The organism is Peribacillus frigoritolerans (assembly GCF_001636405.1).
In the GTDB taxonomy this organism is placed as follows: Bacteria; Bacillota; Bacilli; order Bacillales; family DSM-1321; genus Peribacillus; species Peribacillus frigoritolerans.
The window spans coordinates 3,226,839-3,252,758 of sequence record NZ_KV440950.1 but is presented as its reverse complement, the minus strand read 5'-3'; the positions used below and the strand labels follow the sequence as shown (position 1 = coordinate 3,252,758).

The window sequence follows — 25,920 nt, the reverse complement described above, 5'->3', positions numbered from 1 at the left end:
TCTTTGGAAAAGGACAAAATGTTTTTCTCCTCTCTTGTTACACTTTCTATATGGGATTTACGCTATCTTATTCCTATTGGGTCACCATTTATGAAGGATATTCAATAATTTGTCATCTAAATGCTTAGTGAAATTTTTTTAGTGCATTGGTGAATTCCACGTAATATATATACCAAAATTAACCTCGATAGAATATATTCTGAACAATCATCCAAAAACATCAATAAGTAAATACCGAGCTTCTGCAAAACCTATGAAAAATTAGTTTGTGGAATATTATTAAATATTTTCCTTTACAGAGGAGATACTACCAAGAGACAAAGGGTAGAAAGGAAGACAGTATGGATCATATACAAATGGCCCGCGCAATGTTCGGGACGAATATGGCTGTACATATCATATTTGCAACGATTGGCGTCGGGTTGCCGATGATGATGTTGGCAGCGGAATTGATGTATCAAAGGACAAAGGATTTACAGTATGTCGTCATGGCTAAACGCTGGACCAAAACATTAGGGGTTTTACTTGGGGTCGGGATTCCGACTGGTACGATTGCGGGTGTGCAGCTGTCACTATTATGGCCTGGGTTCATGGAAGTGATAGGACGTGTCATGGCGCTTCCATTCCAAATCGAGATTTATGCATTCATGGTTGAAGCGCTGTTCATGTCAATCTATGTGTATGCTGCTGAAAAAATCAAGCCATGGGCCCGAATCGTGAGTTTATTCTTTGTTGCATTCGGAGCATTGGCTTCGGCTGTTTTGATTTCGAATGTCCATGCTTTTGAAGGGACACCAGCTGGGTTCCGGTTTGAAAATGGGGAAATCGTCGATGTCGATCCTTGGGCGGCATTTTTTAACCCAAGTTTCTTGGTGACGGCAGGACATACGGCCCTGACTGCTTATACTACAGGCGCTTTTGTCGTGGCGTCCGTCGCAGCCTATAAGATGCTGAAAAATAAATATGGCACTGCTGAATTTAATTTTCACCAAAAAGCACTGAGGCTCAGTATTGTCTTGGGCTTGGTTTTTTCGTTTTTGACGGCATTGAACGGTCATGCGACTACACAGCATTTATATAGGGAACAGCCGGAAAAACTGGCAGCGGCAGAAGGGTTGTTTGAAACACAGGACCATGCCGGACTTACCTTGTTCGGTTATACCGATAGGGAAGCTCAGGAAGTGAAGTATGGGATTGAATTTCCATGGTTATTAAGCTTTCTATCTGGTAATAGCTTTGATACGGTTGTGACCGGTTTGAACGATTTTCCGGAAGAGTATTGGCCGCCGCTTTATGTCCATATCTTATTCAATGCCATGGTCATGATTGGTTCAGGCTTAATCGCGTTGGCACTGTTTGCATTGGTATGGAATAAATGGCTGAAAAAGGAGACATATCCGAAATGGATTCTTTGGCTGTTTGTTGCATCAGGGCCGCTTTCGGTGATTTCGATAGAATGCGGTTGGATTTTTGCCTGTACCGGCAGACAGCCATGGACGATATACAGGATGCTGACAACGGAGGATTCAGTCACTTCTTACGAAAACCTTGGATTCTTATTCACGATGTTCATTATTGTATATATCATTTTATGCGTTTCTGTCGTGTTTACACTTTTGTATTATTTCAAACGTCATTCCGTAATGGATGATATATATAAAGCCGAACAGAAAGGTGTAAGACTTTTCGATTCGAATTCATAAAAGGGGGGAAGGCGAATGAGTGATGCTCTTCTTGCAATAACACTGGTCTGGGGCTTTATTTTTCTTTATGCCATCATGGCCTCTATGGATTTTGGCGCGGGCTTCTGGGCAATGACTTACATTAAAAAGGAAGAGACGAATGCTACCAAGATAGCGAATAGCTATTTATCACCAACTTGGGAAGTGACGAATACTTTTGTGGTTGGTCTTGTCATTGCGATTTACAGTTTATTCCCAGGTGCGGTATTCCCGATTGGGGTAGCCTTGATCGTTCCCGCGAGCCTGATATTGGTTCTGCTATGTATTAGGAGTGCTTTCTTGGTTTTCTCGCATAGCGTTGACAAATATGAAAAAGCGTTAACGTATATCTCAGGATTGACGGGATTGATCATACCGGGTCTATTAATCAGCGTATTGCCAATCACTCATCTTGGGTTTGTCGAAGGCATGAGAGGAAATGAAGAATTGAATTTATTTAAACTTTTCACGAGTCCGAATGAGTATGCATTTGTGGGATTCGGCGTTATGAGCACGCTTTTTTTATCTTCTTTGCTCCTGTCCGATTACTCAAAACAGGCCGACGAAATGAAAGCATACAAAATATATCGCAGGGATGCGATGATAACGGGACCGCTTATGTTGGTCATGGCTCTGTTGGTCATGCTCACGTTAAGAAACGAAGCGAATTGGATTTACCAAGGAATGATGAAAAACTCTGCATTGTTATTCATCTCGCTCATTTTTTTCATCATTAGCGGGATAGCACTGTACCTACCCTATTTTTCTAAGCAGGAGGTTAAAGGAATGCCACGCCTCGCTGTCATTGCGATTATCATACAGTATTTAATCGGCAGTTATGTTTATGGTATCGCTCATTTACCTTATATCATCTATCCAAATGTCACGATTCTATCAGGATTTACCGATCCAACCTCATTCCGGGCCGTGTTTGCCACGTATATCGTGGGCTTTGCAATATTAGTCCCAGGGTTCTATTATTTCTGGTCCATCTTCATGAAAGATCAGCGTCGAAAGTTCAAACGGCGACAAATGTCAAATTAGTTCATCTTTGAAAAGAGAGGTTATCACTATGAAAAAGTTAGATCTGCTAAAATATGCGGTTTTAGTCATCTCACTATTTTTGAGCTATCAAGCGGTTGAAGCGCATGATAAAAATTTTCAGGTGGATGGCACATATATATCAACTAAAAGAGATGTAACAGGTGACCAGAAAATAGACATCATCCAGGTTCAGGGACTGCCTTATGAGGAAGGTAGCAAGTTTCTGAAAAAAATTGAGTTAAGTGTGGAAAGCAATCGCCGTACAATCGACGTCCCGCTTGAAGCTGGGTATAATCCAGATCTAAAGGTTGCCGACTTGAATGATGATGGGGTCCAGGATGTATTGGTTACGGTTTTGATGGATGGTAGAGAGCGGTTGATATCCAGTTACGCCTATACATTCAAGGATGGAAAAGTGAAGGAGCTGGAAGTACCGCCATCCGTTCCTGTAATGGCACAATTTCTTGACGGATACAAAGCGGAAATCATTATTGAAGGTCAAAAACCTGTGGTGATGGATGTCAGTTCCAGAAAACAAGCTTATGATAAATTGGGCATTTATCAAAATGGAAAACTAAATGAACCGACAGAGCTTTTGGTTGATCCATACTCTTCACTGGATTTCAAGACCGTTTTTGGAAAAGGAAAAGCGCTTATCGGAATCCAAAATGTAAAAGGGTCCGATGAGCGTGATCCGATACTGGAGATCAAATCAGTATGGAAATATAATAATGGATGGCAGCTTGTAAAAGCCCAAGTTAAACCGGTCAAGGGTAGTAAATGACATGGTATCGACTGCTTCTTAAATAAAGTGGATTGACGGCTCTTGGTTTTGAGGGCTGTTTTTTTGTTGATAATTAAAAATTGACAATTTTTAATTATTTGGTAAAATCTAAATAAATCCAGTTTATACATAATCAAGCTCTTTATTCTGGATGGAATGTAAGCGGATACAAAGGGGGTGCAGTCTTACGGAGTTAAAAGAAAAAATAATTGAAACATCGTTGACGCTCTTCGATCAGCATGGTTTTCATGGTGTCTCCGTCAACGAAATCGTTAAGGCATGCGGAACTAGCAAAGGTGGTTTTTATCACCATTTCTCTTCCAAAGATGAACTCTTATTTGTCATCCATGATTACTTTATTTCATATGTTTTAATAAAAGCACAGGAAGCCATTTCAGAAAGTACCCATCCAACAGAAAAAATGCAAAAGATCATTCAATCATTTGTTAAAGTTTTTGACCTCTATAAACCACACATCTCAGTTTTCTATCAAGAAAGCATTTACTTAAAACCACCTTATGTTGAAGCAATCAAAAAAAAGCGTCAAACGTATAAAGAAATCATTTTTTCCGTTATCAAAGAAGGTATTGACAAGGGAGTATTCCGCAGCGAATTGCCAGTGGAAATTACCGGAATGTCAATTCTGGGCATGGTGAACTGGTCCTACAAATGGTACAAAAGGGACGGCGGAAAAACGATCGACGAAATCGGTGATATTTACGTGGATTTAGTTCTGAATGCCCTATTGATAGATAAACAAAAAGAAGCGGAAATCACCCAGCCATTTTTACTAAAGAACCAAGTTGTTGTGGATTGAATAATCAACTTGATTTGTACAGACCAACTAGTCGGTCTCAATAGAAAGGGGAATGAACATATGGATTTTTCACTTACAAAAGAACAGCAAATGATTAAGGAAATGGTAAGGGAATTTGCTGAAAAGGAAATTAAACCGATTGCGATAGAGTTGGACGCAAAGTCCATGTTTGCGGAGGATGTATTCAAAAAAATGGGGAAACTCGGGTTGCTTGGAATTCCGTTTCCTGAAGAATATGGCGGTTCGGGCGGAGATACGATTTCGTATGCCATTGCCGTTGAAGAGATTGGCAAGGCGTGCGGGGGAACCGGCTTAAGTTATGCCGCAGCCGTTTCGCTCGGGGCAAGTCCAATTTATTATTTTGGAACCGAAGAACAGAAGCAAAAATATCTGGTTCCAATCACGACCGGTGAAACCCTGGCAGCTTTCGGGTTGACAGAGCCTAATGCGGGTTCCGATGCTGGCGGTACGAGAACGACTGCCGTGTTGGATGGTGATGAATATGTGATTAATGGCGAAAAAACATGGATAACGAATGCCAGCTATTCAAGAACGGTTACTGTCACTGCTGTATCGGGAAAAGACTCGAAGGGCAAAAACATCATCTCGGCATTCATCGTGCCAACCGATACCCAAGGGCTGACGATCAATAGCAATTATGAAAAAATGGGAGTCCGGGCTTCCAATACTTGTGAAATCATTCTGGATAATGTTCGGGTGCCAAAGGAAAATTTATTGGGAGATCCGGACAAAGGGTTCAAACAATTCCTATTCACGCTTGATGGAGGACGGATTTCCATTGCAGCTTTGGCCGTCGGTATCGCTCAGGCTGCCTTTGACAGAGCTTTAGCTTTTTCAAAAGAGCGCATCCAATTCGGTAAAACCATATCAAATTTCCAGGCCATTCAATTCAAGCTTGCAGACATGGCGATGGAGATCGAATTGGCGAGGAATATGGTATATAAGGCTGCATGGTTAAAAGACAATAAAAAACCTTTTGCAAAGGAAGCGGCATACGCCAAGCTCTTTGCTAGTGAGACCTCGTTCCGCGCCAGCAATCAAGCGATTCAAATACACGGCGGCTCTGGTTACATGCGTGAATATGAAGTGGAACGCTATTTAAGAGATGCTAAGTTATTGGAAATTGGTGAAGGCACATCCGAAATTCAAAGACTCGTTATCGCCAGGCAATTAGGCTGTTAATCTTTACGGAACGTAAAATGAACTGGATGCTTGGGTTCATTTGGGTGAAAAGCAGATGTTATCTTATACAGCAAAAAGCGTTCATTCTTACCTTTATTTGATTAGGAGGAGTTTGATGTCTGATTTGCTAGATGTTACGATCGGGAAATTGCTTGAAAGGACAGCTGAACAATACGGTGATAATGAAGCGGTTGTGTACCATGAACTAGGCCTGCGCCATTCTTATCGCGAATTTGAAAAGATTTGCCGAAAGGCTGCCAGGGGGTTCATGTCACTGGATATAAAAAAAGGTGAACATATCGCCATTTGGGCATCCAATAAACCGGAATGGCTTATATCCCAATTTTCCACTGCGAAAATGGGCGGGGTGCTGGTGACGGTCAATACTAATTACCGCACAAGTGAACTGGAATACCTGTTAAAGCAATCCGATTCGACGACGATCATCCTGATGGAAAAATATAAGGATCATTCATATATAGATACGCTGTATGAAATCGTACCTGAGTTGAAAAATGCAGAACCAGGAAAATTACAATCTGAGAAACTGCCAAAATTAAAAAATATCATCGTTTTAGGTGAAAAACGTTATCCCGGAACGTTTTCATGGGATGAAGTCATTAGCGGGGGCGAATCCGTTTCGGAGGAATCGCTGGACATGAGGATGGAGGAATTGGCTCCAGGCGATGTGATTAACATGCAATATACATCAGGGACGACAGGATTTCCAAAAGGAGTGATGCTGACGCATTCCAACTTGGTCAATAACGGATTGAATGTCGCGGAATGCATGAAGCTGACCGAAGCTGACCGGCTATGCATCCCGGTTCCGTTTTTTCATTGTTTCGGCTGTTCCCTTGGTACGATGGCATCTGTTTCAGTTGGGGCAACAATGGTGCCGATTGTGGAATTTAATCCACGCGTTGTCCTTCAGACGGTTGAAGCCGAAAAATGTACGGGGCTTCATGGTGTACCGACGATGTTCATTGCTGAACTTAATCTAGATGACTTTGACCGGTATGATTTAAGCTCGTTACGGACTGGCATCATGGCAGGCTCCACATGTCCGATCGAAGTCATGAAAAGCGTGGTGAATAAGATGGGCATCACGGAAATCACGATTACTTATGGTCAAACGGAATCTTCTCCAGGAATTACGATGACAAGAACGGACGATCCGATCGAACTTCGTGTTTCTTCAGTGGGAAGGGCTTTGCCGAAAGTGGAAGTGAAAATTGTCGATCCGGCTACAGGGGAGGAAGTCCCGCGGGGCATGCAGGGGGAACTCTGTTCGAGGGGATACCATGTAATGAAGGGTTATTATAATAACCCGGAAGCCACTGAGCAGGCGATTGACAAGGAAGGCTGGCTTCATACGGGAGATTTGGCGGTGATGGATGAGAGGGGTTATTGCAAGATTACTGGCCGGCTGAAAGATATGATCATTCGCGGAGGGGAAAATATTTATCCCCGTGAGATTGAAGAATTCCTCTATCAACACCCTGCAATTGTCGATGTCCAGGTACTCGGCGTTCCAGATCAGAAGTATGGGGAAGAGGTAGCTGCATGGATCATTTTGAAAGCAGGAGAAACCCTTACGGAGAAAGAATTGATAGAGTATTGCAAAGGAAAAATATCGTTTCATAAAATTCCGCGTTACATTCAATTTACCGATGCTTATCCAATGACTGCATCCGGAAAAATCCAAAAGTATAAGCTTCGGCAACAAACTCTTGACCTACTAACGGAACGCACTAAATAAGGAGGATATCGAATGATTCGAAAAATTCTTATCGCAAACAGGGGAGAAATAGCATCACGCATTATTCGTACATGCAAGAGGCTGGGAATACTTACTGTCGCTGTCCATTCGGAAGCAGATTCGGATTCGCCTTTTGTGGGATTGGCGGATGAGGCATATTTATTGGGTGGGCCGAGAGTACAGGAAAGCTATTTAAACGTCAATAAGATTTTGGAAATAGCAAAGGAAACCGGAGCGGAGGCCATTCATCCTGGATATGGTTTTCTTAGTGAAAATGCAGATTTCGCACGTTCATGCGAAGAAGCCGGCTTGATATTCATTGGTCCCAAACCAGAGATCATTCAGCAAATGGGCAATAAAGTCGAGGCGAGGAAAAAGATGGAGCAAGCCGGACTTCCATTGGTGCCTGGATTTTCACGTCCGTTAATTGATAGTGCAGAAGCGGCAGCCGTTGCCGAAAAGATTGGCTATCCAGTCATGTTAAAAGCAGCAGCAGGCGGCGGGGGAATCGGCATGCAGGCCGTTGCTAATGAAGATGAACTAACCAAAGCCTTCGAAGGGAATCAAAAACGGGCCCAATTATTTTTTGGCAATGGAGATATGTTCATAGAAAAATTGATTGAGAAGCCTCGTCATATCGAAATTCAGGTATTGGCGGATTCCTTTGGGAATGCTGTTTACTTATGGGAAAGGGAATGCTCCGTTCAAAGGCGCCACCAGAAGGTCGTGGAAGAGGCTCCATCTTCCTTCCTTGACGAAGAAACAAGAAACAGGATGGGAATGGCTGCAGTGAAAGCGGTAAAATCCATCGGTTATAGCAATGCGGGCACCCTCGAATTTTTAGTTGATGCAGATAAAAACTTTTATTTCCTGGAAATGAATACACGCCTTCAGGTAGAGCATCCTGTCACTGAAGAAATTACGGGACTGGACTTAGTCGAACAGCAAATTAAAATTGCATCGGGCAACAAATTGGATTTCACCCAAAGTGAGATTAAACAGGACGGACATTCCATTGAAGTGCGCATTTATGCTGAAGATCCGAAAACCTTTTATCCAGCACCGGGGAGGATCACCACCATGGAACTTCCGGAAGGTGAAGGGATCCGTCATGAATTGGCGGTTCATGGAACTTCGGTCGTATCCCACTTTTATGATCCGATGATCGCCAAATTGGTGGTGAGCGGCGACTCGAGGGATAAAGCGATTGAGAGATTAAGCGAAGCGCTGGCAAGCTATAAAATAGAAGGAATTAAAACAAACCTTCCTTTGCTGATGGAAATAATTTCTCATGAAGCTTTTTCCCAAGGAGATACGACTACGGATTTCATTGCGAAATATATTCAAAAATTGACTGTATAACTTAAAACACAATGTTCGGGAGGAAAATAAAATGGCAGAATTAAAGGCAAGCATGGCAGGAAGCGTTTGGAAAATCGTAGCAAGTGAGGGGCAAAGTGTAACCGACGGACAGGATATCATTATCTTGGAATCGATGAAAATGGAAATCCCCATTACAGCCGAGGAAGCTGGCACCATTAAAGAACTAAAAGTGAATGAAGGGGATTTCGTAAATGAAGGCGACGTTTTGGCCGTCATTGAATAAAGGGACGGAGGGGTATGATGAATTGGCCTGAAAAAGTGACAATTAAGGAAGTTGGACCCCGTGACGGGCTGCAAAATGAAAAGGTCATAATACCTGCACAAAGCAAAATGGAGTGGATCGATCAGCTCTCTGATACAGGGTTATCTTATATAGAAGTGACTTCTTTCGTACACCCAAAGTGGATTCCCCAATTGAGTGATGCCGCCCTGGTGGCTAAGGGAATAAAGCGCAAGCCTGGTATCACTTATGGGGCCCTTGTACCGAATCAAAGGGGACTGGAGTCTGCCCTTGAAGCCAATATCGATGATATTTCCGTGTTCATGTCATCCAGTGAAACGCATAATCTAAAAAATATCAATAAGTCGATTTCCGATACCTTTCCAATATTGAAGGATGTCATCAGGACAGCAGCAAATAGCGGGAAAACGGTCAGGGGCTATGTTTCAACCGTTTTCGGCTGTCCGTATGAAGGGGAGGTTGCGACTGATCAGGTTTTCCGTGTTTGTGATCAACTTTTTGAATATGGCATCGATGAAGTCTCATTGGGTGATACCATTGGGGTCGCGTCTCCAAAACAGGTTGCACTGTTCCTTGAACAGGCTGTAAAAAGATATGATATGAGCCAAATTGCCCTCCATTTTCATGATACAAGGGGAATGGCACTCGCAAATATCCTTGAATCACTGAATTATGGTATTGACACTTTCGACTCTTCGCTCGGAGGTTTAGGGGGATGCCCGTATGCACCAGGAGCGAGCGGAAATGTGGCTACGGATGACCTGGTTCATATGCTACATAAAATGGGGATTCAAACAGGAATCAATCCCGAAAAGCTATTGAAGGCTGCGGCCATGGTGCAAAGCTTTTTGGAAAAACCATTGCCCAGCCATCAGATGGCTGTAAATAACGCACAATAAGTGAAATCGAGGTGAATGTATGACTTCATTAGTTGATATAAGGTATGAAGAAAAGGGAATTGCCCTCTTGACCTTGAATCGGCCGGATGCTGCTAATGCTTTATCCACAGAATTGCTTCATAGCTTAGTCGAAGGGCTGGATGAATTGAAGAGAGATTCCAATTTACGAACAGTCATTATAACAGGAGCAGGTGAAAAGGCGTTTTGTGCAGGTGCGGATCTTAAGGAAAGAGCGGGTATGAATGATGATAAAGTCAAGGAGACAGTCAAGTTGATCGGAGACACGATTACGGCTGTAGAAAACCTTCCAGTACCGGTCATCGCCGCGATCAACGGTTCGGCTTTTGGCGGTGGGCTGGAATTGGCACTCGCTTGTGACATACGCATCGCATCGGAAACGGCAAAGGTGGGGCTGACTGAAACGTCATTAGGCATCATCCCTGGTGCAGGCGGTACACAGCGACTGCCCCGGATAGTCGGAATGCCGACAGCGAAAGAACTGATTTATACGGCAAGGAGATTGGATGCAAAAACGGCACATGCCTTGAAAATCATCAGTCATGTATATTCACCCCAACATTTACTTGAGGAAGCGAAAAAATTGGCTAAGGAGATTGCGGTCAATGCCCCATTAGCACTCAGGGCTGCAAAAGCGGCGATCAATCAGGGGGCTGAGACTGACTTGAAAACAGGATTGCAAATTGAAAATGACTGCTATCAGACAACTTTAAAAACCCTTGACCGACTGGAGGGTCTGTCAGCATTCAAGGAAAAACGCAAACCGGTATATAGGGGCCAATGATTTCTATTGAAGGAGGAACAGGGATGGTAACGACGGATAAACTAACCGAAACGGTTGAAACGATTAAAAAAGGCGGTTTAGAAAAGTATCATCAAAAAAACGCTGAAAAAGGAAAGCTTTTCGTACGTGAACGTCTAGAGCTGCTTTTCGATGAAGGGGTAGAAATAGAGGATGCTTTCTTTGCCAATTGTGCAAGTGTTGGTCTGCCTGCTGATGGTGTGGTTACGGGCATCGGAAAAATCAATGGTCAAAGGGTCTGTGTCATGGCCAATGATTCGACTGTGAAAGCTGGATCCTGGGGAGCAAGGACCGTCGAGAAAATCATTCGCATTCAGGAAACAGCCGAAAAGTTACAGCTGCCCCTTCTTTATTTAGTCGATTCTGCCGGGGCACGAATTACGGATCAAGTAGAAATGTTTCCGGGCCGCCGCGGAGCTGGCCGCATCTTTTACAACCAAGTGAAGCTATCAGGAAAAGTCCCGCAAATTTGTCTATTGTTCGGTCCGTCTGCCGCCGGCGGGGCATATATTCCAGCTTTTTGTGATATTGTCGTAATGGTTGATGGCAATGCATCCATGTATTTAGGTTCACCAAGAATGGCAGAAATGGTCATTGGCGAAAAGGTGAGCGAAGAGGAAATGGGCGGGGCGAAAATGCATTGTTCCGTTTCAGGATGCGGTGATGTACTTGTCAAGTCGGAAGAAGAATCGATCGCGTTTGCGCGCAGGTACTTAAGCTATTTTCCAGGAAATTATCAAGAAAGACCTAAAAGCGTAAAACCTGAGCTGCCTGCGGATTTCGAAAAAACTTTGGAAGAACTGATTCCTACAAATCAGAATGCAGCCTTCAATATGTACGACCTGATCGATAGGGTTATAGACAGGCAATCATTTTGTGAAATCAAGAAGCTATTTGCCCCTGAATTAATCACTGGGCTTGCAAGGCTAAATGGACAAACGATAGGGATCATAGCCAATCAGCCGCGAGTCAAGGGCGGCGTCCTGTTCCATGATTCAGCTGATAAGGCTGCCAAGTTCATCAACTTATGTGATGCTTTCCATATACCGCTGTTATTCCTGGTGGATATTCCAGGATTCATGATTGGGACGAAGGTCGAACGGGCAGGAATCATTCGCCATGGTGCGAAAATGATCTCGGCCATGAGTGAAGCCACTGTTCCCAAGATTTCTGTCATCGTCCGTAAAGCTTATGGTGCCGGACTATACGCGATGGCCGGTCCCGCTTTTGAACCGGACTGCGTTCTTGCCTTACCAACGGCATTGATAGCGGTCATGGGAGCTGAAGCTGCGGTCAATGCAGTCTATGCCAATAAAATCAATGCGATGGAACCAGAAGACCGCCCTAAATTCATCGAACAGAAGCGCAATGAGTATAATGAAGATATCGATATTTACCGCTTAGCCTCTGAAATGATCGTTGATGGCATCATCCAGCCGAATGACCTGCGTGATGAATTGAGCGCGCGGTTTGAAGCGTATAGCAGTAAGCAATTGACATTTACCGATCGTAAGCATGGGGTCTATCCCGTATAAAGTATTCAATAAAAAAGCCCGGTTCATCATGACCGGGTTTTTTTTCATGGAATAAAATGAAGGGTTATTTAAATAATTAGAAAATTTTTCTGATTTAGAGTTGCTAAATCACAAAAGGAAGAGTACTATAATTAGTAATTAAAGATTTACTAATTACTTAATTCCATACTTAGTGAAAGAAAGTGAGAGTTGCCATGGCTCAGCAGGAAAAAAAGAAATATATTACTCCAGATGGATACACAGCAGATATTGCGATTTTTACTATTACTACAAAGAAAACGGCAGAGAAAGCCCCTCCTGAAATGTTTTTGAAGCTATTATTGATCAAACGTGCCTCAAAAGATAAGGAAGGAAGCCCCAATGTTGAAGGAGATAAATGGGCTTTACCCGGAGGCTTTGTCAATGCTTCCGAGACTGCCTATGAAGCAGCCAAACGAGAATTGAAAGAAGAAACGGGCGTAGCTGGATTCCATGTCAAGCATTTCGGGGTTTATGACCGCCCAGGGCGCGATCCCAGGGGATGGATCATATCCAATGCTTTTTATGCAATTGTCCAGGAAGAGTTTCTTCATCAAAGAAAAGCGAATGATGACGCAGCTGAGGTTGAATTGTTCACGATTCAGGAAGCCTTACAATTAGACCTTGCATTTGATCATTATACAATTATTAACGATGCGATGAATGTATTGAAAAAAGAAATGGTGCAAACGACGATAGCCCAAAAATTCCTGCCGGATGAATTTACACTTTCTGAACTGCAACGGGTTTTGCTGACAGCCAGAGATGATGCAAAAATCAGTGCAGACTCCCTTTTTTATGCAAAAGCCCCGAAGCTTCCGTTTTTGGAGAAAGTATTGGATGAAAAGGGAATGCAAAAGAAAACGAAACGTAATTCGTATCGGCCTTCACAGCTTTACCGGTTTAATGCAGAGGTTGTCATGGACTCTATTTACTATTAAGGGGGAATTGGTGAAATGGGAAAAAAGGCATTGATCAATATAGATTATACGTATGACTTCGTGGCAGACGGGGGTTCATTGACCTGCGGGAAGCCAGGTCAGGATATCGAGAAGGAACTTGTCAATATAACCAAGGAATTTATCAAACAAGGCGAATATACGGTATTCGCGATTGATTTACATGAAGAAGGAGACCGCTTACATCCCGAATCGAATTTGTTTCCACCGCATAATATTAGCGGTACAATGGGTAGGGACCTATATGGGGCGTTAAAAGAGGTATATGAAACAAATAAAAATCAAAAGAATGTTCATTATATAGATAAAACACGTTATTCGGCCTTTGCAGGAACGGATCTTGATATCCGCCTGCGGGAACGTCACATTACCGATGTATATTTAGTCGGAGTTTGTACAGATATTTGCATTTTGCATACGGCAATCGACGCTTATAATTTAGGCTATGAAATTTTTGTATATGAACATGCAGTGGCCTCGTTCAATGATGCCGGTCACCATTGGGCGCTTGGACATTTTAAAGGATCTCTTGGAGCAACCATTCTATAATATCGATTCAAGCAACAGAATAGAAGGGAAGCGAATGCTTCTCTTTTGGGAGGAACTATCCATGGAAAAAAAATACAACGATGACAGTTACGCATTACACACTGACCTATACCAAATCAATATGGCCCAAACTTATTGGCAGGACAAAACACATAACCGCAAGGCAGTTTTCGAGATATTTTTCAGAAAGCTTCCATTTAATAGCGGATATGCGATCTTTGCAGGACTTGAAAAAATTGTCCATTACCTTCAAAACTTTTCCTTCTCGGAAAGTGATATCGACTATTTAAAAAATGATCTGCACTATGATGAAGAATTTTTGAAATATTTGAAGAACATCCGTTTCACGGGAGAGATCCGCTGCATGAAAGAGGGGGAGCTCGTCTTCGGCAATGAACCGATATTACGGGTAGAAGCACCGCTTGGTGAGGCTCAACTCATAGAAACTGCGTTGCTTAACATTGTGAACTATCACACACTCGTGGCAACAAAGGCATCACGCATCAAGCAGGTCATCGGTGAAGAATCTGCCCTGGAATTCGGTTCAAGGCGGGCGCAAGAAATGGATGCCGCAATTTGGGGAGCGAGAGCGGCCTATATTGCTGGCTTTGATTCCACTAGTAATGTACGTGCTGGAAAGCTGTTCGGCATTCCGGTTTCAGGGACGCATGCACATTCCATGATCCAAGCTTATAAAGATGAATATACGGCTTTTCATAAATATGCCGTTTCCCATAAAGACTGTGTATTCTTGGTTGATACGTATGATACATTGCGTTCTGGCATCCCGAATGCAATCCGTGTAGCCAAGGAATTGGGTGATAAAATCAATTTCATTGGCGTCCGTCTTGACAGTGGTGATTTAGCTTACTTATCAAAAGAAGCAAGACGTATGCTTGATGCTGCAGGATTCCATGATGCGAAGATTGTCGCTTCCAATGACCTTGATGAATATACAATCATCAATCTGAAACAACAAGGAGCAAGAATTGACATTTGGGGCATCGGAACCAAATTGATTACGGCTTATGACCAGCCAGCGCTGGGTGCTGTTTATAAAATGGTTTCAATAGAGGGCGAAGATGGGAATATGAGAGATACCATCAAAATTTCTTCTAACCCTGAAAAGGTCACGACACCTGGCTTAAAACGAGTATATCGAATCATCAATAAAGTGAACCATCATGCTGAAGGTGATTATTTGGCGATGGAATATGAGAAGCCACAGGAACAGGAAAAATTAAAAATGTTTCATCCTGTCCATACATTCCTAAGTAAATTCGTCACGGATTTCGATGCGGTTGATCTGCATGTGGATATTTTCAAGGATGGAAGTTTGATTTATGAATTGCCAACCATAGATGAAATCAAGGCCTTCACGCAAAAAAATCTCCAAGTATTATGGCCGGAGTACCTTCGTGCACTTAATCCTGAAGAATATCCGGTAGATCTAAGCCAGGATTGTTGGGATAATAAAATGAGGAATATAGATGAAGTTAAAGCCAAAGTTGAAAGAATGCTAACGAAATGACCAATCTATTTTATTAGAAAGCGGGGAAATGCCAATGCGTCCATTACAAAAAGAAATCGTAAAAAAATTACTTGTCCAGCCAACGATCGATCCTGAAATCGAATTCAGGAAAAGTGTTGATCTATTAAAAGGGTATATGAAGAAAAATACGTTTCTGAAAAGCTTTGTACTTGGAATTTCCGGAGGCCAAGATTCAACACTGGCGGGCTATATTGCCCAAACCGCTGTCAATGAATTAAATGAAGAAACGAATGGCAGCGACTATAAGTTTGTTGCTGTAAGCTTGCCATATGGAGTACAGGCAGATGAAGATGATAGGCAGCTGGCTTTAAAATTCATTAAGCCAAGCCAATCGGTTACAGTCAACATCAAGGAAGCGGTGGATGCATCTGTCAAAGCTGTGGAAGAAGCAGTTTCTGAAAAGCTATCGAATTTCTTAAGGGGTAATGTCAAAGCACGAGAGCGAATGAAGGTGCAATATGATTTAGCCGGGCTGTATAAAGGCGTTGTGCTTGGTACGGACCATGCAGCTGAAGCGATCACAGGTTTCTTTACGAAACATGGTGACGGTGCAGCGGATATCATTCCTTTATACCGCTTAAATAAAAGGCAAGGAAAAGAAATCCTGAAATTCGTCGGTGCTCCTGAGCGCCTTTATACGAAAATACCAACGGCCGATTTAGAAGATGACAAACCGTTACTTCCTGATGAAGTGGCTTTAGGGGTTAGCTATGATGAAATCGATGATTACCTAGAAGGCAAGGAAATCAGAACGGAAGCAGCTGAAATCATCGAAGGATGGTATACTAAAACCGAACATAAACGCAATGAAGCCATTAATGTTTATGATACTTGGTGGAAATAACGAGTGAAATCTAAGATAAGTTATCCCGCATCACATAAGATGCGGGTTTTTTTGCAAGACCTAAGAAGCACCTTGGCCAACACATCAGTATGTAAATTTTACCGGCAAAGGGGGACTCTACATATGGATATATCCAGGAATATTGAAGCAACGAGCAAGGAAATTGAATTCTCGGGTATAATCAGTGTGAAAGCGGGAGATGATCTGATCCATAATTCAGCACATGGCTATTCCAATCGAGCGGATGAAATCATGAATACGACCGAAACAAGGTTCGGTATTGCTTCCGGTTGTAAACTGTTTACCGCGATAGCCATTTGCCAGTTAATACAAAAAGGTAAACTTAGGTTCGATTCTAAGCTTAAAGACTGTGTTCGGATCGTGTTTCCTAATTTCAATCAAAATGTGACCATACATCACCTCTTAACACACACTTCGGGCATCCCTGATTACTTTGATGAAGAAGTGATGGATGATTTTGAGGAGCTATGGAAGAATAATCCGATGTACCATGTAAAAGGATTAAAAGATTTCCTGCCAATGTTTCAAGATGAGGGGATGATGTTTCAACCCGGGGAAAGGTTTCATTACAATAATTCCGGCTATATTTTATTAGGATTGATTGTTGAGGAACTAACCGGACTTGAATTTACCGAATATATCGACAAGAACATCTTTCTGCCTTGTGAAATGAAAAATTCCGGTTATTTTTCCATGGATCAGCTACCTAAAAATACTGCATTAGGGTACATAGACGAAGAAAATGGAGCATGGAGAACCAACGTTTATTCCCTTCCCATCAAAGGCAGTGCGGATGGAGGGGCGTTTATTACCACATCAGATATGTTCAGGTTTTGGGATGGGTTATTTTCCAATCTGCTACTGAATCAAGAATATACCAATCTCTTATTGGAAACCCATATTGCTACAGAAGATGAAGGGGAATACTATGGCTATGGTATATGGATCCGTAAAAAAAATGACGCGATTTTCAAATACCACCTTATGGGGTATGACCCGGGGGTAAGTTTCAATTCTGCGGTATATCCGGCAAAGCGATTGAGAACCGTCATTACTTCAAATAAAGGTATGGGTCCACACCATATTACTAGGGCGATCGAGAAAAAATTATAAAAATAAATGGAACCTTTCCACTAATGGAGGGTTCCAATGTTTATAGTCAATCTGAATTCATTCAAGTATTTTTTAAGAAAGGGACGAATTCGCATTCAATTGCTAAAGTGGTTCCAGAACTTCTGGAGTTTCAAGGGAAGAACCTCTTCTGTACCCTTATTCAAGATCGAATCTTTAATGATGATGCGGCACACCAATTTTTCATTTATTGTCGGATATCTTTAAGGAGGTAGCTTTCTTTAGGTTTCAAGGCTTTTCTAAACAAAGAATTTGTATATTTAAATATCTTGAAGTAGAGTATATTTAATATACTTTATTTTATCCGGTATTTTCCGATGGAGGTTCTTTTTACATTATGAAGGCAAGATATGAACTAGCGAACATGAACTTAACAGTAAGCAATGTGACTTTACGTAATGCTGCGGATAGCTATGTCCTCTTGAAAGCTGCAGATGATCAAAATAATGAAATCACGATCAAGCTTTCCCACGAACAAGCGGAATTTCTGGAAGCGGAATTAAGGGAAGTAAATCGCCGCCGCAGGGAAAATAGTCCCGATATAACAGGAAATGATCAGGAACGTATTACTGACGACGATTCATTTAATCTGTTCAGCATTGATTTATTCAATGAAAATGAATCGAAGTAATTCCCCGATCATATTTGCTTCTCTGTAACCTTGCTTTCGATTTAAGATGATGCTGCAGAGAATTTATCATTCCCGCCAATACAAAATCCGAATTTCCAGTTATTGAAAGGCATTAGGAATGTTTTAAGCAAGGTGACCTATCGTTACCTTTATTTTGATTGCTTGAAAAAATTCTTCACCAATAAGAATAGGGATGATAGTACAGCAAAAACCATGAAAAATACGATGAACCCCCAAAGGCCTACCGCCGCATCTTGAAACTCCATATTCCCCCTGCTGGTAAGGGCTTGCTGTATTTCAATGGCAAATACTAAAACAACCATGACTGTAAAGGTATAAAGGAAAGAGAGTATCGTTATACCAAAACGCATCCGGGAAATTAAATTGGATAAAAATAACACGAACAAAAATATGATGATACCGATGATTCCCATTATCCAAAAATGCAAATCTTTGTCGGTTGCATTTGAATTTAATGTGTCACTTACAAAGAATAGGATGAAATCGTGAAGATTATTGACGATTTCAGCTAATATCTGGATGATTTCTTTCATTTTTTTACACCTCCAATCCTTAGATTATAGCAGGTTATAAATCTATATAGAAGAGGGAAGGGCATCGAGGCTCCCAGACTGACCTTCGGTGGAAGTAATGGGAATTCCAAACATGCTTGGAAACGAAAAAAAACATAAATGCATGAAGAAATCAGTTCATGTAACTTCAGCTAAATAAGGGTAGATTGAACAAAATACATAGAAAAATAAAGTGATTCATGGAAAGCAGGAGTGCCTATTTCCAATGTTAACACTATTGCGATCTAAACCATAATTGTTTTAAATCGGAATGCTAGTAAATAATACTTTTACTTAAAGATTTCATGGTTGGAGGAAAAAAGTATGAATGATATACATAATCATGTGTTAACAGTAATTGATTTTATGAAAACCGGACACAAAACTTGCTTTGTGAAGGTCATCGGTTTTGATGCTGAATCCGGACAGGATTTTGAAGGTGAAGTTAAATTTGTCGGTGATTTGCCTTTTGGTGATTTGATACATCCCGAGCGGTCACATTTATCTTCCTCTTGCAGGGAATTTGTTCGGCATGACCTGCTGCATAGATACAGGCAAGGACAATTTGAATGAAGTGCCGAAAATACTTATAGAGAATCTAATAAAATGATATTCTGTTAACTTGTTTAAAATTGGTAAAATGCCGGGTATAAAGAATATGGTATGTAGGAACTTTTTTATGCCAATCTTCTCTTTCAACTGACAAAATAGCATATTTCTCCCTATTTAACTCTCGGACTATAATCCTTATAATATTAAATAGGAAAATATGACATTTAGTGTAGGATTATACTGTTTCTGAGGTGAGTTTCATGGTATATGCAGATATTTTGAGTAATATACACTCTGCTATCTCCAGTAAAAAAGCTGATTTAAATGTAAAAATTGAACGATTAGAAAATGCAAAAAACGATATTATAAAAGAACAGAGCATGTGTCTTAACGAGATTAGGAAAATAAAAGAGCCTGAGCTTGGTGGCAGCTGGACAGGGAACCGTTCGGATCACTTTGAGGATGCCCGTCATGATGCCTATAATGTGATGTTCAGTATCATCCATGACGATTATGATGATTACCAATGGAAAATCGAAGCGATGATTACAAAGCTGAATGCCGAGAATACGCTTCTTAGCATAGCGGGGAATATAGCCCAAGAAGCCGACTCCCTTTTGAACAAAGGTGAAGAGGCATTTGAGCAGCTGGAAAGTAAAATATCCGATTTAAAAAGGCGGTTGTTTTAATGACGACAATCAAACTGAATCATCCTGCCGTAACGAAGCAAGTCGATCAGGTGAAGACGGCACTTGGTACAGTCACGCTTGGAAATTTGCCGGCAGGCGAGCTTGGCAACAATAAATTGGAATTCACTTCGAAATGGATCGATCGGGAAACGAACCTGGAGAAGGTCTTCGAGCAATATATCAAAATCGTCCAGAAAAATGTGGAAGATACTCGTGCCAACATTGACTTATTAAAAGAACAGGATGAAGCCATTGCCCATACGTCTTCAAATGGGTATCCTGTGAGATGAAAATATATGAAGCCGAGACATTGACGGCCGCAACCAAGTCGCGTGCCAAGCAATATGAAGACCTAAAGAAGGAAGTCGCAGCCCTGAAAAAGGAATTTCAGGGCATTGTCAGCCTTGATAACGAGTTTCAAGGAGCCGGAGCTACCGCCATCAAAAGCTTTTATGAAGCGCAAATCGAGGTGGCGGACGCCTGGATGGAACTATTCACGACCCAGATCAGTTTTTTGGAAGGCATACCGGCCAGTCTGGAAGAGGCGGACCTCTCCGGAAATACGGTGGTCGAGGTTCCCTTTTTAGATGGTGAAGTCTCGAACGGCATCAACCAAGCGAAGTCGCTTGTCGATGAACAAGCGAACGATCTTCAAAGGATCCTGAATAGCATTGACGATATCCTGCCTCTTGATATGTTCGACCAAAAGGACTTTAATGAAAAAATCACGCTGGCCGGGCACAGGCTGGATGACACCGTGACAAAGGTCGAGAATGTCGACCGGCAATTGGTCGAGGAATATGATGTGTCCATCGGGCAGGAAAATGTAGCCGTTGGCCTCTTCCGTGCCTTGCTTGATGCCACCAAGCAGGACGGCCACGTTTCGCCGATGACATTCAACCAATCGGCATTCAAGAGCAGTGACGTCTATCAAGTGAAGGATGAAGTCGCTGGTCAGATGAAAGACTATCAAACCTTCAAAAAGGAACAAGCAGAAGCCCGGAAAATCGAACAGGAAATGGAAGAACTCGAAAACCGCCCATGGTACGAAAAGGCCTGGGATACGACAAAAACCTTTACAGGGGAATTCACGGGATATTATGATTCAATCAGGGCCTCGACCGGAGTCGATCCAGTAACGGGCCGCAAGCTGTCCGATGCCGAACGAATCGCCGCCGGCGCCATGGCCGCCGCTGGATTCATCCCCGTCGTCGGCTGGGCCGGACGGGCCATCAAAGGCGGCAGCGCCCTATACAAAACGGCCAAAGGACTCAACGCAGCGGACCACGCGCTCGATGCCTATAAATCGACAAAAGGCTTTAGCCTCATACAGAAAACCGAATACGGAATATACGGACTCCTCGCAGCCAACGGCCTCGGCGAAGCGGCAACCGGCAAAGACATGTTCGGCAACCAGCTAACCGAGGAACAGCGCCAGAACGGCCTGTTGATGGCACTCGGAATCGGCGGTGTGGCAGGTGCGGCGAAGATCGCAGATAAAGTAGCTAGTGGTACAAAGTTCGTCCCTTACAGCAAGGAATTTGCGCAAAAGCAGGTTCAGAAGGTTCAAGCCACAATAACAGACATCGCGAAATCAGGAAAAAACACGTTAAAAAATATAGGTGACGAACTAGGTAAAAAAGAAATACCTAAACGGATAAGTATGGAAGAAGTTTCCCTCGCAGGAGGACCAAACCTTCCCCATGTTATGATTGAAAAGCAGACAATTAAGGAAGCCTATCAGAAATTCACGGTGAAAGATAGTAAAGTAGAGGGTGTTTCAGGGGAGAGTGTTCCTAAGGGTATAGATAACGTTAGATATGGTGAACAATACACGAAAGTAAATCGTAAGAAGACCTTAAAACCCAATGTAGAGTATACAACAAAAGAAGGATATAAATATACCACTGATGATAACGGACGTATTGCGATTGCTGAAGCTAAATTAGAATTGGGTAAAGCAAAACGAAATCCTTATGCCCAAAGAAAGGTTGGAGGAGACGATAGACTATCAAACGATGATGGTGGACATTTAATTGCAAGTATCTTTAAAGGTTCTGGTGAAATAGATAACTTAGTACCCATGAATGCTACTTTAAATAGGAGTGAATATAAGACTCTAGAGAATACATGGAAGAAGGCTTTAGTAGAGGGTAAAGAAGTAACCATTAAAGTAAAACCCATATATGAGGCACAATCAGCTAGACCAAGTGAGTTTAAAATCAACTATGTAATAGATGGTAAAAAATATTCAGATAGATTAACTAATTATTTAGGAGGTAAGTAGATGGAAACCAAAATAATGGAGCAGACATATCAACAAATTGCGAATACATTAATTAATATAATTCCAGAGGATTGGAAACAAATCTTTTTATACGCTGAATTTAGAGAAGGTTATAAAAAAGTTTTTTTCTATTATTACCCTGAAACTGGAGGGCAACCAGTATATAGTCTGGATATAACAGATTTATTTAATGTTGATGAGGAAGAGTTTGATGGGCTTGATGATGACTTGTATAATTATTTTTCAAGATTGCGTGAAGAATTTAAGGAGCAAGAACAGGAACTATGGACAAACCTAACTTTCATTTTAGATAACACAGGAAAAATGAAAATAAATTATGGATATGAGGATATTTCAGAACTTAGCCCAGTAGAAAAACAAGATAAATGGGAAGCTGAATATCTAAAGTAAAACATTATACAGAATGAAACCCCTTGATTGGCTAAATACCTTTCAAGGTTTCTTTTTTTGGGAGCTACCTAGTGCCGAATAAATAGTTTGGTACTAAGAGAGTAGAGATAACACTTATTAGTTATAAATAATGTTTGACAAAAATTTATCGTACATAAAAACAACTTTAAAAACAGGTACCCTATTTAAGCCCTATGGGTACCTCAGATAAAAGTCCGTCAGGTCTAAAGTGGTACAAAGTTCATCCCTTACAGCAAGGAATTTGCGCAAAAGCAGGTTCAGAAGGTTCAAGCCACAATAACAGACATCGCGAGATCAGGAAAAACCACGTTAAAAAATATAGGTGACGAACTCGGTAAAAAAGAAATTCCTAAACGGATAAGTATGGAACAAGTTTCCCTCGCAGGAGGACCAACCCTTCGCCAAGTTATGATCGAAAAGCAGACAATTAAGGAAGCCTATCAGAAATTCACGGTGAAGGATAGAAAAGTAGAGGGTGTTTCAGGGGAGAGTATACCTAAGGGTACGGGTAAAGGTAGGGCTGAAGTAAGTGAAGTTAAAACATTAGTGGACAACAGACTACAGTTTACAAACGGAAGAAAAAATAGGTTAAAGCCTGATATTAGATATAAAACAGGAGAGTATGATTACTTTTATGAAACAGATAATGTAGGTAGGATTGTAAAATTTGAAACAGAAAATTTACAATTAACAACGAGAACAGATAGATTGTCACACAGCAAAAACACACCTGGTAAAGTAAAAGGTCAAGACCATGCAGGGCATTTGGCAGGTGATAGGTTTGGGGGATCACCTAAAATTGACAATTTAGTATCGCAATTATCTGATGTTAATTTGAAGCAATATAAGAAAATTGAAGAGGAATGGGCTGCAGCTTTAAAAGAAACACCTCCTAAAAAAGTAACAGTTAATGTTGATATAATCTACTCTGGGAGTGATATGCGTCCTGAAAAATTTAAAGTAATATATACTATTGATGGTAAAAGGAGCTCTAGAGTTCTTGAAAATTAATCTAAGGAGTGAAAAGTAGAATGAAAGAATTTGAAGATAAGTTTAGTGAATTGCAAGCAGATATGATATCCATATGTATGGAATATGTTGAAGATAGAGCAGATAAAGTGTATGTTTATGCTTCACGTGAAGAAGGAGTTACTGCGAGCGATTTTTTTTATATGATTAACGATAAGTATGTAGAGCCTCATAAATTGAATGATGCATTGGAGAATGAGGAAGAAAGCTATGATCTATCTGCAGAACGAAATTTTATGGTATTAGATATCTTAAATGAAGATATCGGGAAAATCAAAGCATTGTGCAAAGAATATAAAAGAGATATGCCCACTGAGATGAAATTAATATATGATGTAAAGAGTGGGAACTTCAAAGCTGAATACAAGTATGATTTAGTTTATACGCATGATGAGATTAAAACGGCCACTCATATTTTTAATGAGTGGTTTGATGAGATAAAAAATAATAACCTTTAAATTGTTTACACTCGAAGATACGCTCTAATTTGAATTCATGACTTATTAAGGTTGTACCTTCAAGGTGTGTCAATGTAATTTTAATATTAGGTAATAAGAACGAAAATAGGGAGGGATAACATTTTAATAGATAGTACCCCTCATAGATGTCATACTGTCAACATTAAAACATGAAATTTAATGATTTATTTAGAAAATGAACTTAAAGCGCTTGATTGTCTACTAAAGGCAACGAGTGCTTTTTAGCGTTAAAAATTAAAAGAGCACAATAATTTTTATAATACCCCTAAGTGTTAAATAGTTATTATCTGTAAATGGACTGTAATAACTTTGAACAGTGTATTACGAAAGCAGAGGAAGAAGAGAATTATCTTTAACAATGGTTTTAAGGTAAGTTGAAATGGAAAATTAATCCGATAATATATGTGCCAGAAAGTCAAATACGAATTATAGGACTCCTCGCAGCCAATGGCCTCGGCGAAGCGGCCACCGGCAAAGACATGTTCGGCAACCAGCTAACCGAGGAACAGAGCCAGAACGGACTATTGATGGCACTCGGAATCGGCGGTGTGGCAGGTGCGGCGAAGGTCGCAGATAAAGTAGCAAGTGGTACAAAGTTCGTCCCTTACAGCAAGGAATTTGCGCAAAAGCAGGTTCAGAAGGCAAAAGCATTCGGCCGGCAAATCGGTAATGTGGAAGTACCTCTTCGTATCAGGGTCGAAGAATTAGCGACGGCGTATGGAAACAACTATAAACATGTCACATTTGATAAAAAGACGATTAAGGATATCGTGCAGAAGTTTGCGGTGAAGAGTGATGGTGGAAAGGGTATGGGTGTTTTGTACCGTGTCCAAAGAATCTTAGAAATAGAAGTCAAGTTCAAGCAAAATCCTAAACACAATGCAGAAGAATTCGCAAGACAGTTAAAAGACCAAGAAAAAGGGTTGAACGGTTTAACTATTGATGAGTATTTAAAGAATAGAGAAAGATATATATAGAAGGAAGAGCTTTAGAAGGGAATGCAGCTCAAAAGGCTGCAAGAGTAAAAGCTTATTTAGATAAAGATGATGAGTTAAGGGAGACAGGCTTATCTAGAAAAGAATCAGAAAAGCAGGCTACAGTATGGATAAATAAACAGGCTGCTTTACATAATCCAGGCAAATTGCGGGTGGCAATCCACTTGATATTGGTGGAATGGGAGATAAAAGGGTTAATTCATCCCTTGGTTCGCAATGGAGATATAGAATTGATGTTATAGATGAACAAATAAAAACTATTGCAGCTAGTATGACGGAAGTGGATAAAAAATCAATATACTTAAATGTGAAATTAATACAATGAAATAGAGGTGATTATAAAAATGTCAACTAACATTTTTGATAACTTTAAATTATTTGAAAAAGCACAAGCAGAAACTATTAATAATTTCAATGGTTACATACCTGAACAAGTATTAGAAGTGTGGAATAAATATGGTTTTGGTAGTATTTTAAACGGGTATTTAAATATTGTTAACCCAGAAAAATATAAGGAACTATTAAAGGATGTATATGTAAGAAACGAGGATGCTCTAGTATTGTTTACTACATCAATGGGGGATCTTGTTGTTTGGGAAGATAATAAATATTTAATTTTACTTAATTTTAGAAAGGGTGAAATTAAAGGGATATCGTCCGGTTTCAAATATTTCTTTCCTGATTTAGAAGATGAATCATTTTACCAAGAAATTTTAGATTGGAATCCTTATCCTGAAGCAGTTGATAAATATGGAGAACCAGATTTTGATGAATGCTTTGGTTATACCCCTCTCCTTGGATTAGGTGGAACTGAGAATGTGGAAAACTTGAAAAAGGTGAAACTTATTGAGCATATTTATCTAATTACTCAATTCATGGGACCAATCGAATAAGAGTCAATGAAGTTGAAAAGATGGTTGATGATTACAAGTGACTATCAAAAGTAAATGAATCCAGGGTCTTTTTTGGGG

Annotated in this window: 28 protein-coding genes; 27 read left to right on the top strand and 1 reads right to left on the bottom strand. The window is 41.0% G+C overall.

Annotated features, from left to right (window positions below; all coding sequences use genetic code 11):
• Positions 1–341 precede the first annotated feature (341 nt).
• The 17 genes from A6755_RS15580 to A6755_RS15495 all read left to right on the top strand — a co-directional run bounded on the left by A6755_RS15580 (position 342) and on the right by A6755_RS15495 (position 17,914).
• Positions 342–1,703, top strand: coding sequence for a cytochrome ubiquinol oxidase subunit I (locus A6755_RS15580; protein ID WP_034312238.1), 1,362 nt, complete (start codon positions 342–344; stop codon positions 1,701–1,703).
• A 15-nt stretch (positions 1,704–1,718) separates the two neighbouring features.
• Positions 1,719–2,765, top strand: a complete 1,047-nt coding sequence (locus tag A6755_RS15575) for a cytochrome d ubiquinol oxidase subunit II (RefSeq protein WP_063591227.1) — start codon at positions 1,719–1,721, stop codon at positions 2,763–2,765.
• A 28-nt stretch (positions 2,766–2,793) separates the two neighbouring features.
• The gene (locus tag A6755_RS15570; protein ID WP_052137424.1) at positions 2,794–3,549 is read left to right on the top strand and encodes a hypothetical protein; all 756 of its coding nucleotides are present in this window, start codon (positions 2,794–2,796) and stop codon (positions 3,547–3,549) included.
• Between the two features lie 151 nt (positions 3,550–3,700).
• Positions 3,701–4,366, top strand: coding sequence for a TetR/AcrR family transcriptional regulator (locus A6755_RS15565; protein ID WP_063591226.1), 666 nt, complete (start codon positions 3,701–3,703; stop codon positions 4,364–4,366).
• Positions 4,367–4,426: 60 nt separating this feature from the next.
• The gene (locus tag A6755_RS15560; RefSeq protein WP_034312230.1) at positions 4,427–5,569 is read left to right on the top strand and encodes an acyl-CoA dehydrogenase; all 1,143 of its coding nucleotides are present in this window, start codon (positions 4,427–4,429) and stop codon (positions 5,567–5,569) included.
• 124 nt (positions 5,570–5,693) lie between these two features.
• Positions 5,694–7,331, top strand: a complete 1,638-nt coding sequence (locus A6755_RS15555) for an AMP-binding protein (protein ID WP_063592575.1) — start codon at positions 5,694–5,696, stop codon at positions 7,329–7,331.
• 12 nt (positions 7,332–7,343) lie between these two features.
• The gene (locus A6755_RS15550) at positions 7,344–8,693 is read left to right on the top strand and encodes an acetyl-CoA carboxylase biotin carboxylase subunit (protein WP_063591225.1); all 1,350 of its coding nucleotides are present in this window, start codon (positions 7,344–7,346) and stop codon (positions 8,691–8,693) included.
• 31 nt (positions 8,694–8,724) lie between these two features.
• Positions 8,725–8,937, top strand: a complete 213-nt coding sequence (locus tag A6755_RS15545) for an acetyl-CoA carboxylase biotin carboxyl carrier protein subunit (protein ID WP_063591224.1) — start codon at positions 8,725–8,727, stop codon at positions 8,935–8,937.
• 14 nt (positions 8,938–8,951) lie between these two features.
• Positions 8,952–9,854 (top strand): hydroxymethylglutaryl-CoA lyase, encoded by a 903-nt coding sequence (locus tag A6755_RS15540; protein ID WP_063591223.1) that lies wholly within the window; start codon positions 8,952–8,954, stop codon positions 9,852–9,854.
• A gap of 19 nt (positions 9,855–9,873) precedes the next feature.
• Positions 9,874–10,656: an enoyl-CoA hydratase gene (locus A6755_RS15535; RefSeq protein WP_063591222.1), complete on the top strand. Its 783-nt coding sequence runs from the start codon at positions 9,874–9,876 to the stop codon at positions 10,654–10,656.
• 23 nt (positions 10,657–10,679) lie between these two features.
• Positions 10,680–12,209 carry an acyl-CoA carboxylase subunit beta gene (locus A6755_RS15530; RefSeq protein ID WP_034312216.1) on the top strand — a complete coding sequence of 510 codons (1,530 nt, stop codon included), beginning with the start codon at positions 10,680–10,682 and terminating at the stop codon, positions 12,207–12,209.
• A 194-nt stretch (positions 12,210–12,403) separates the two neighbouring features.
• Positions 12,404–13,168: an NUDIX domain-containing protein gene (locus A6755_RS15525; RefSeq protein ID WP_034312214.1), complete on the top strand. Its 765-nt coding sequence runs from the start codon at positions 12,404–12,406 to the stop codon at positions 13,166–13,168.
• Between the two features lie 15 nt (positions 13,169–13,183).
• Positions 13,184–13,735 (top strand): cysteine hydrolase family protein, encoded by a 552-nt coding sequence (locus tag A6755_RS15520; protein ID WP_063591221.1) that lies wholly within the window; start codon positions 13,184–13,186, stop codon positions 13,733–13,735.
• Between the two features lie 61 nt (positions 13,736–13,796).
• Complete coding sequence (locus A6755_RS15515; protein ID WP_034312208.1) at positions 13,797–15,266, top strand: nicotinate phosphoribosyltransferase; 1,470 nt, start codon at positions 13,797–13,799, stop codon at positions 15,264–15,266.
• A gap of 34 nt (positions 15,267–15,300) precedes the next feature.
• Entirely contained in the window at positions 15,301–16,131 is an 831-nt protein-coding gene (gene nadE, locus A6755_RS15510; RefSeq protein WP_063591220.1) for an NAD(+) synthase, read from the top strand.
• Between the two features lie 123 nt (positions 16,132–16,254).
• Complete coding sequence (locus A6755_RS15505) at positions 16,255–17,265, top strand: serine hydrolase domain-containing protein (RefSeq protein WP_063591219.1); 1,011 nt, start codon at positions 16,255–16,257, stop codon at positions 17,263–17,265.
• A gap of 355 nt (positions 17,266–17,620) precedes the next feature.
• On the top strand, positions 17,621–17,914 hold the full coding sequence (locus A6755_RS15495; protein ID WP_034312196.1) for a hypothetical protein: 294 nt from the start codon (positions 17,621–17,623) through the stop codon (positions 17,912–17,914).
• 149 nt (positions 17,915–18,063) lie between these two features.
• Here A6755_RS15495 and A6755_RS15490 read toward each other — a convergent pair whose 3' ends face one another.
• Positions 18,064–18,468, bottom strand: coding sequence for a hypothetical protein (locus A6755_RS15490; protein ID WP_053534914.1), 405 nt, complete (start codon positions 18,466–18,468; stop codon positions 18,064–18,066).
• A 342-nt stretch (positions 18,469–18,810) separates the two neighbouring features.
• Here A6755_RS15490 and A6755_RS15485 point away from each other — a divergent pair, with 342 nt between their 5' ends.
• The 10 genes from A6755_RS15485 to A6755_RS15445 all read left to right on the top strand — a co-directional run bounded on the left by A6755_RS15485 (position 18,811) and on the right by A6755_RS15445 (position 25,842).
• Positions 18,811–19,059 (top strand): hypothetical protein, encoded by a 249-nt coding sequence (locus A6755_RS15485; protein ID WP_063591217.1) that lies wholly within the window; start codon positions 18,811–18,813, stop codon positions 19,057–19,059.
• Between the two features lie 239 nt (positions 19,060–19,298).
• Positions 19,299–19,727, top strand: coding sequence for a YwqH-like family protein (locus A6755_RS15480; RefSeq protein WP_063591216.1), 429 nt, complete (start codon positions 19,299–19,301; stop codon positions 19,725–19,727).
• On the top strand, positions 19,727–20,017 hold the full coding sequence (locus A6755_RS15475) for a YwqI/YxiC family protein (RefSeq protein WP_063591215.1): 291 nt from the start codon (positions 19,727–19,729) through the stop codon (positions 20,015–20,017). Before A6755_RS15480 ends, A6755_RS15475 begins: the two co-directional genes overlap by 1 nt.
• Positions 20,014–22,014, top strand: a complete 2,001-nt coding sequence (locus A6755_RS15470) for a T7SS effector LXG polymorphic toxin (protein ID WP_063591214.1) — start codon at positions 20,014–20,016, stop codon at positions 22,012–22,014. The genes A6755_RS15475 and A6755_RS15470 overlap by 4 nt, the downstream gene beginning before the upstream one ends.
• On the top strand, positions 22,015–22,425 hold the full coding sequence (locus tag A6755_RS15465) for an immunity protein YezG family protein (protein WP_063591213.1): 411 nt from the start codon (positions 22,015–22,017) through the stop codon (positions 22,423–22,425).
• Between the two features lie 384 nt (positions 22,426–22,809).
• Positions 22,810–23,457, top strand: coding sequence for a DNA/RNA non-specific endonuclease (locus A6755_RS15460; RefSeq protein WP_244889681.1), 648 nt, complete (start codon positions 22,810–22,812; stop codon positions 23,455–23,457).
• A 20-nt stretch (positions 23,458–23,477) separates the two neighbouring features.
• A complete protein-coding gene (locus tag A6755_RS15455) occupies positions 23,478–23,933 on the top strand; it encodes an immunity protein YezG family protein (RefSeq protein WP_063591212.1) in 456 nt (151 codons plus the stop codon).
• A 395-nt stretch (positions 23,934–24,328) separates the two neighbouring features.
• A complete protein-coding gene (locus tag A6755_RS27655) occupies positions 24,329–24,931 on the top strand; it encodes a polymorphic toxin type 15 domain-containing protein (RefSeq protein WP_244889680.1) in 603 nt (200 codons plus the stop codon).
• A gap of 196 nt (positions 24,932–25,127) precedes the next feature.
• Positions 25,128–25,274, top strand: coding sequence for a polymorphic toxin type 15 domain-containing protein (locus tag A6755_RS27650; RefSeq protein ID WP_244889679.1), 147 nt, complete (start codon positions 25,128–25,130; stop codon positions 25,272–25,274).
• A 19-nt stretch (positions 25,275–25,293) separates the two neighbouring features.
• Complete coding sequence (locus A6755_RS15445; protein WP_034312184.1) at positions 25,294–25,842, top strand: T6SS immunity protein Tdi1 domain-containing protein; 549 nt, start codon at positions 25,294–25,296, stop codon at positions 25,840–25,842.
• Positions 25,843–25,920: the final 78 nt, after the last annotated feature.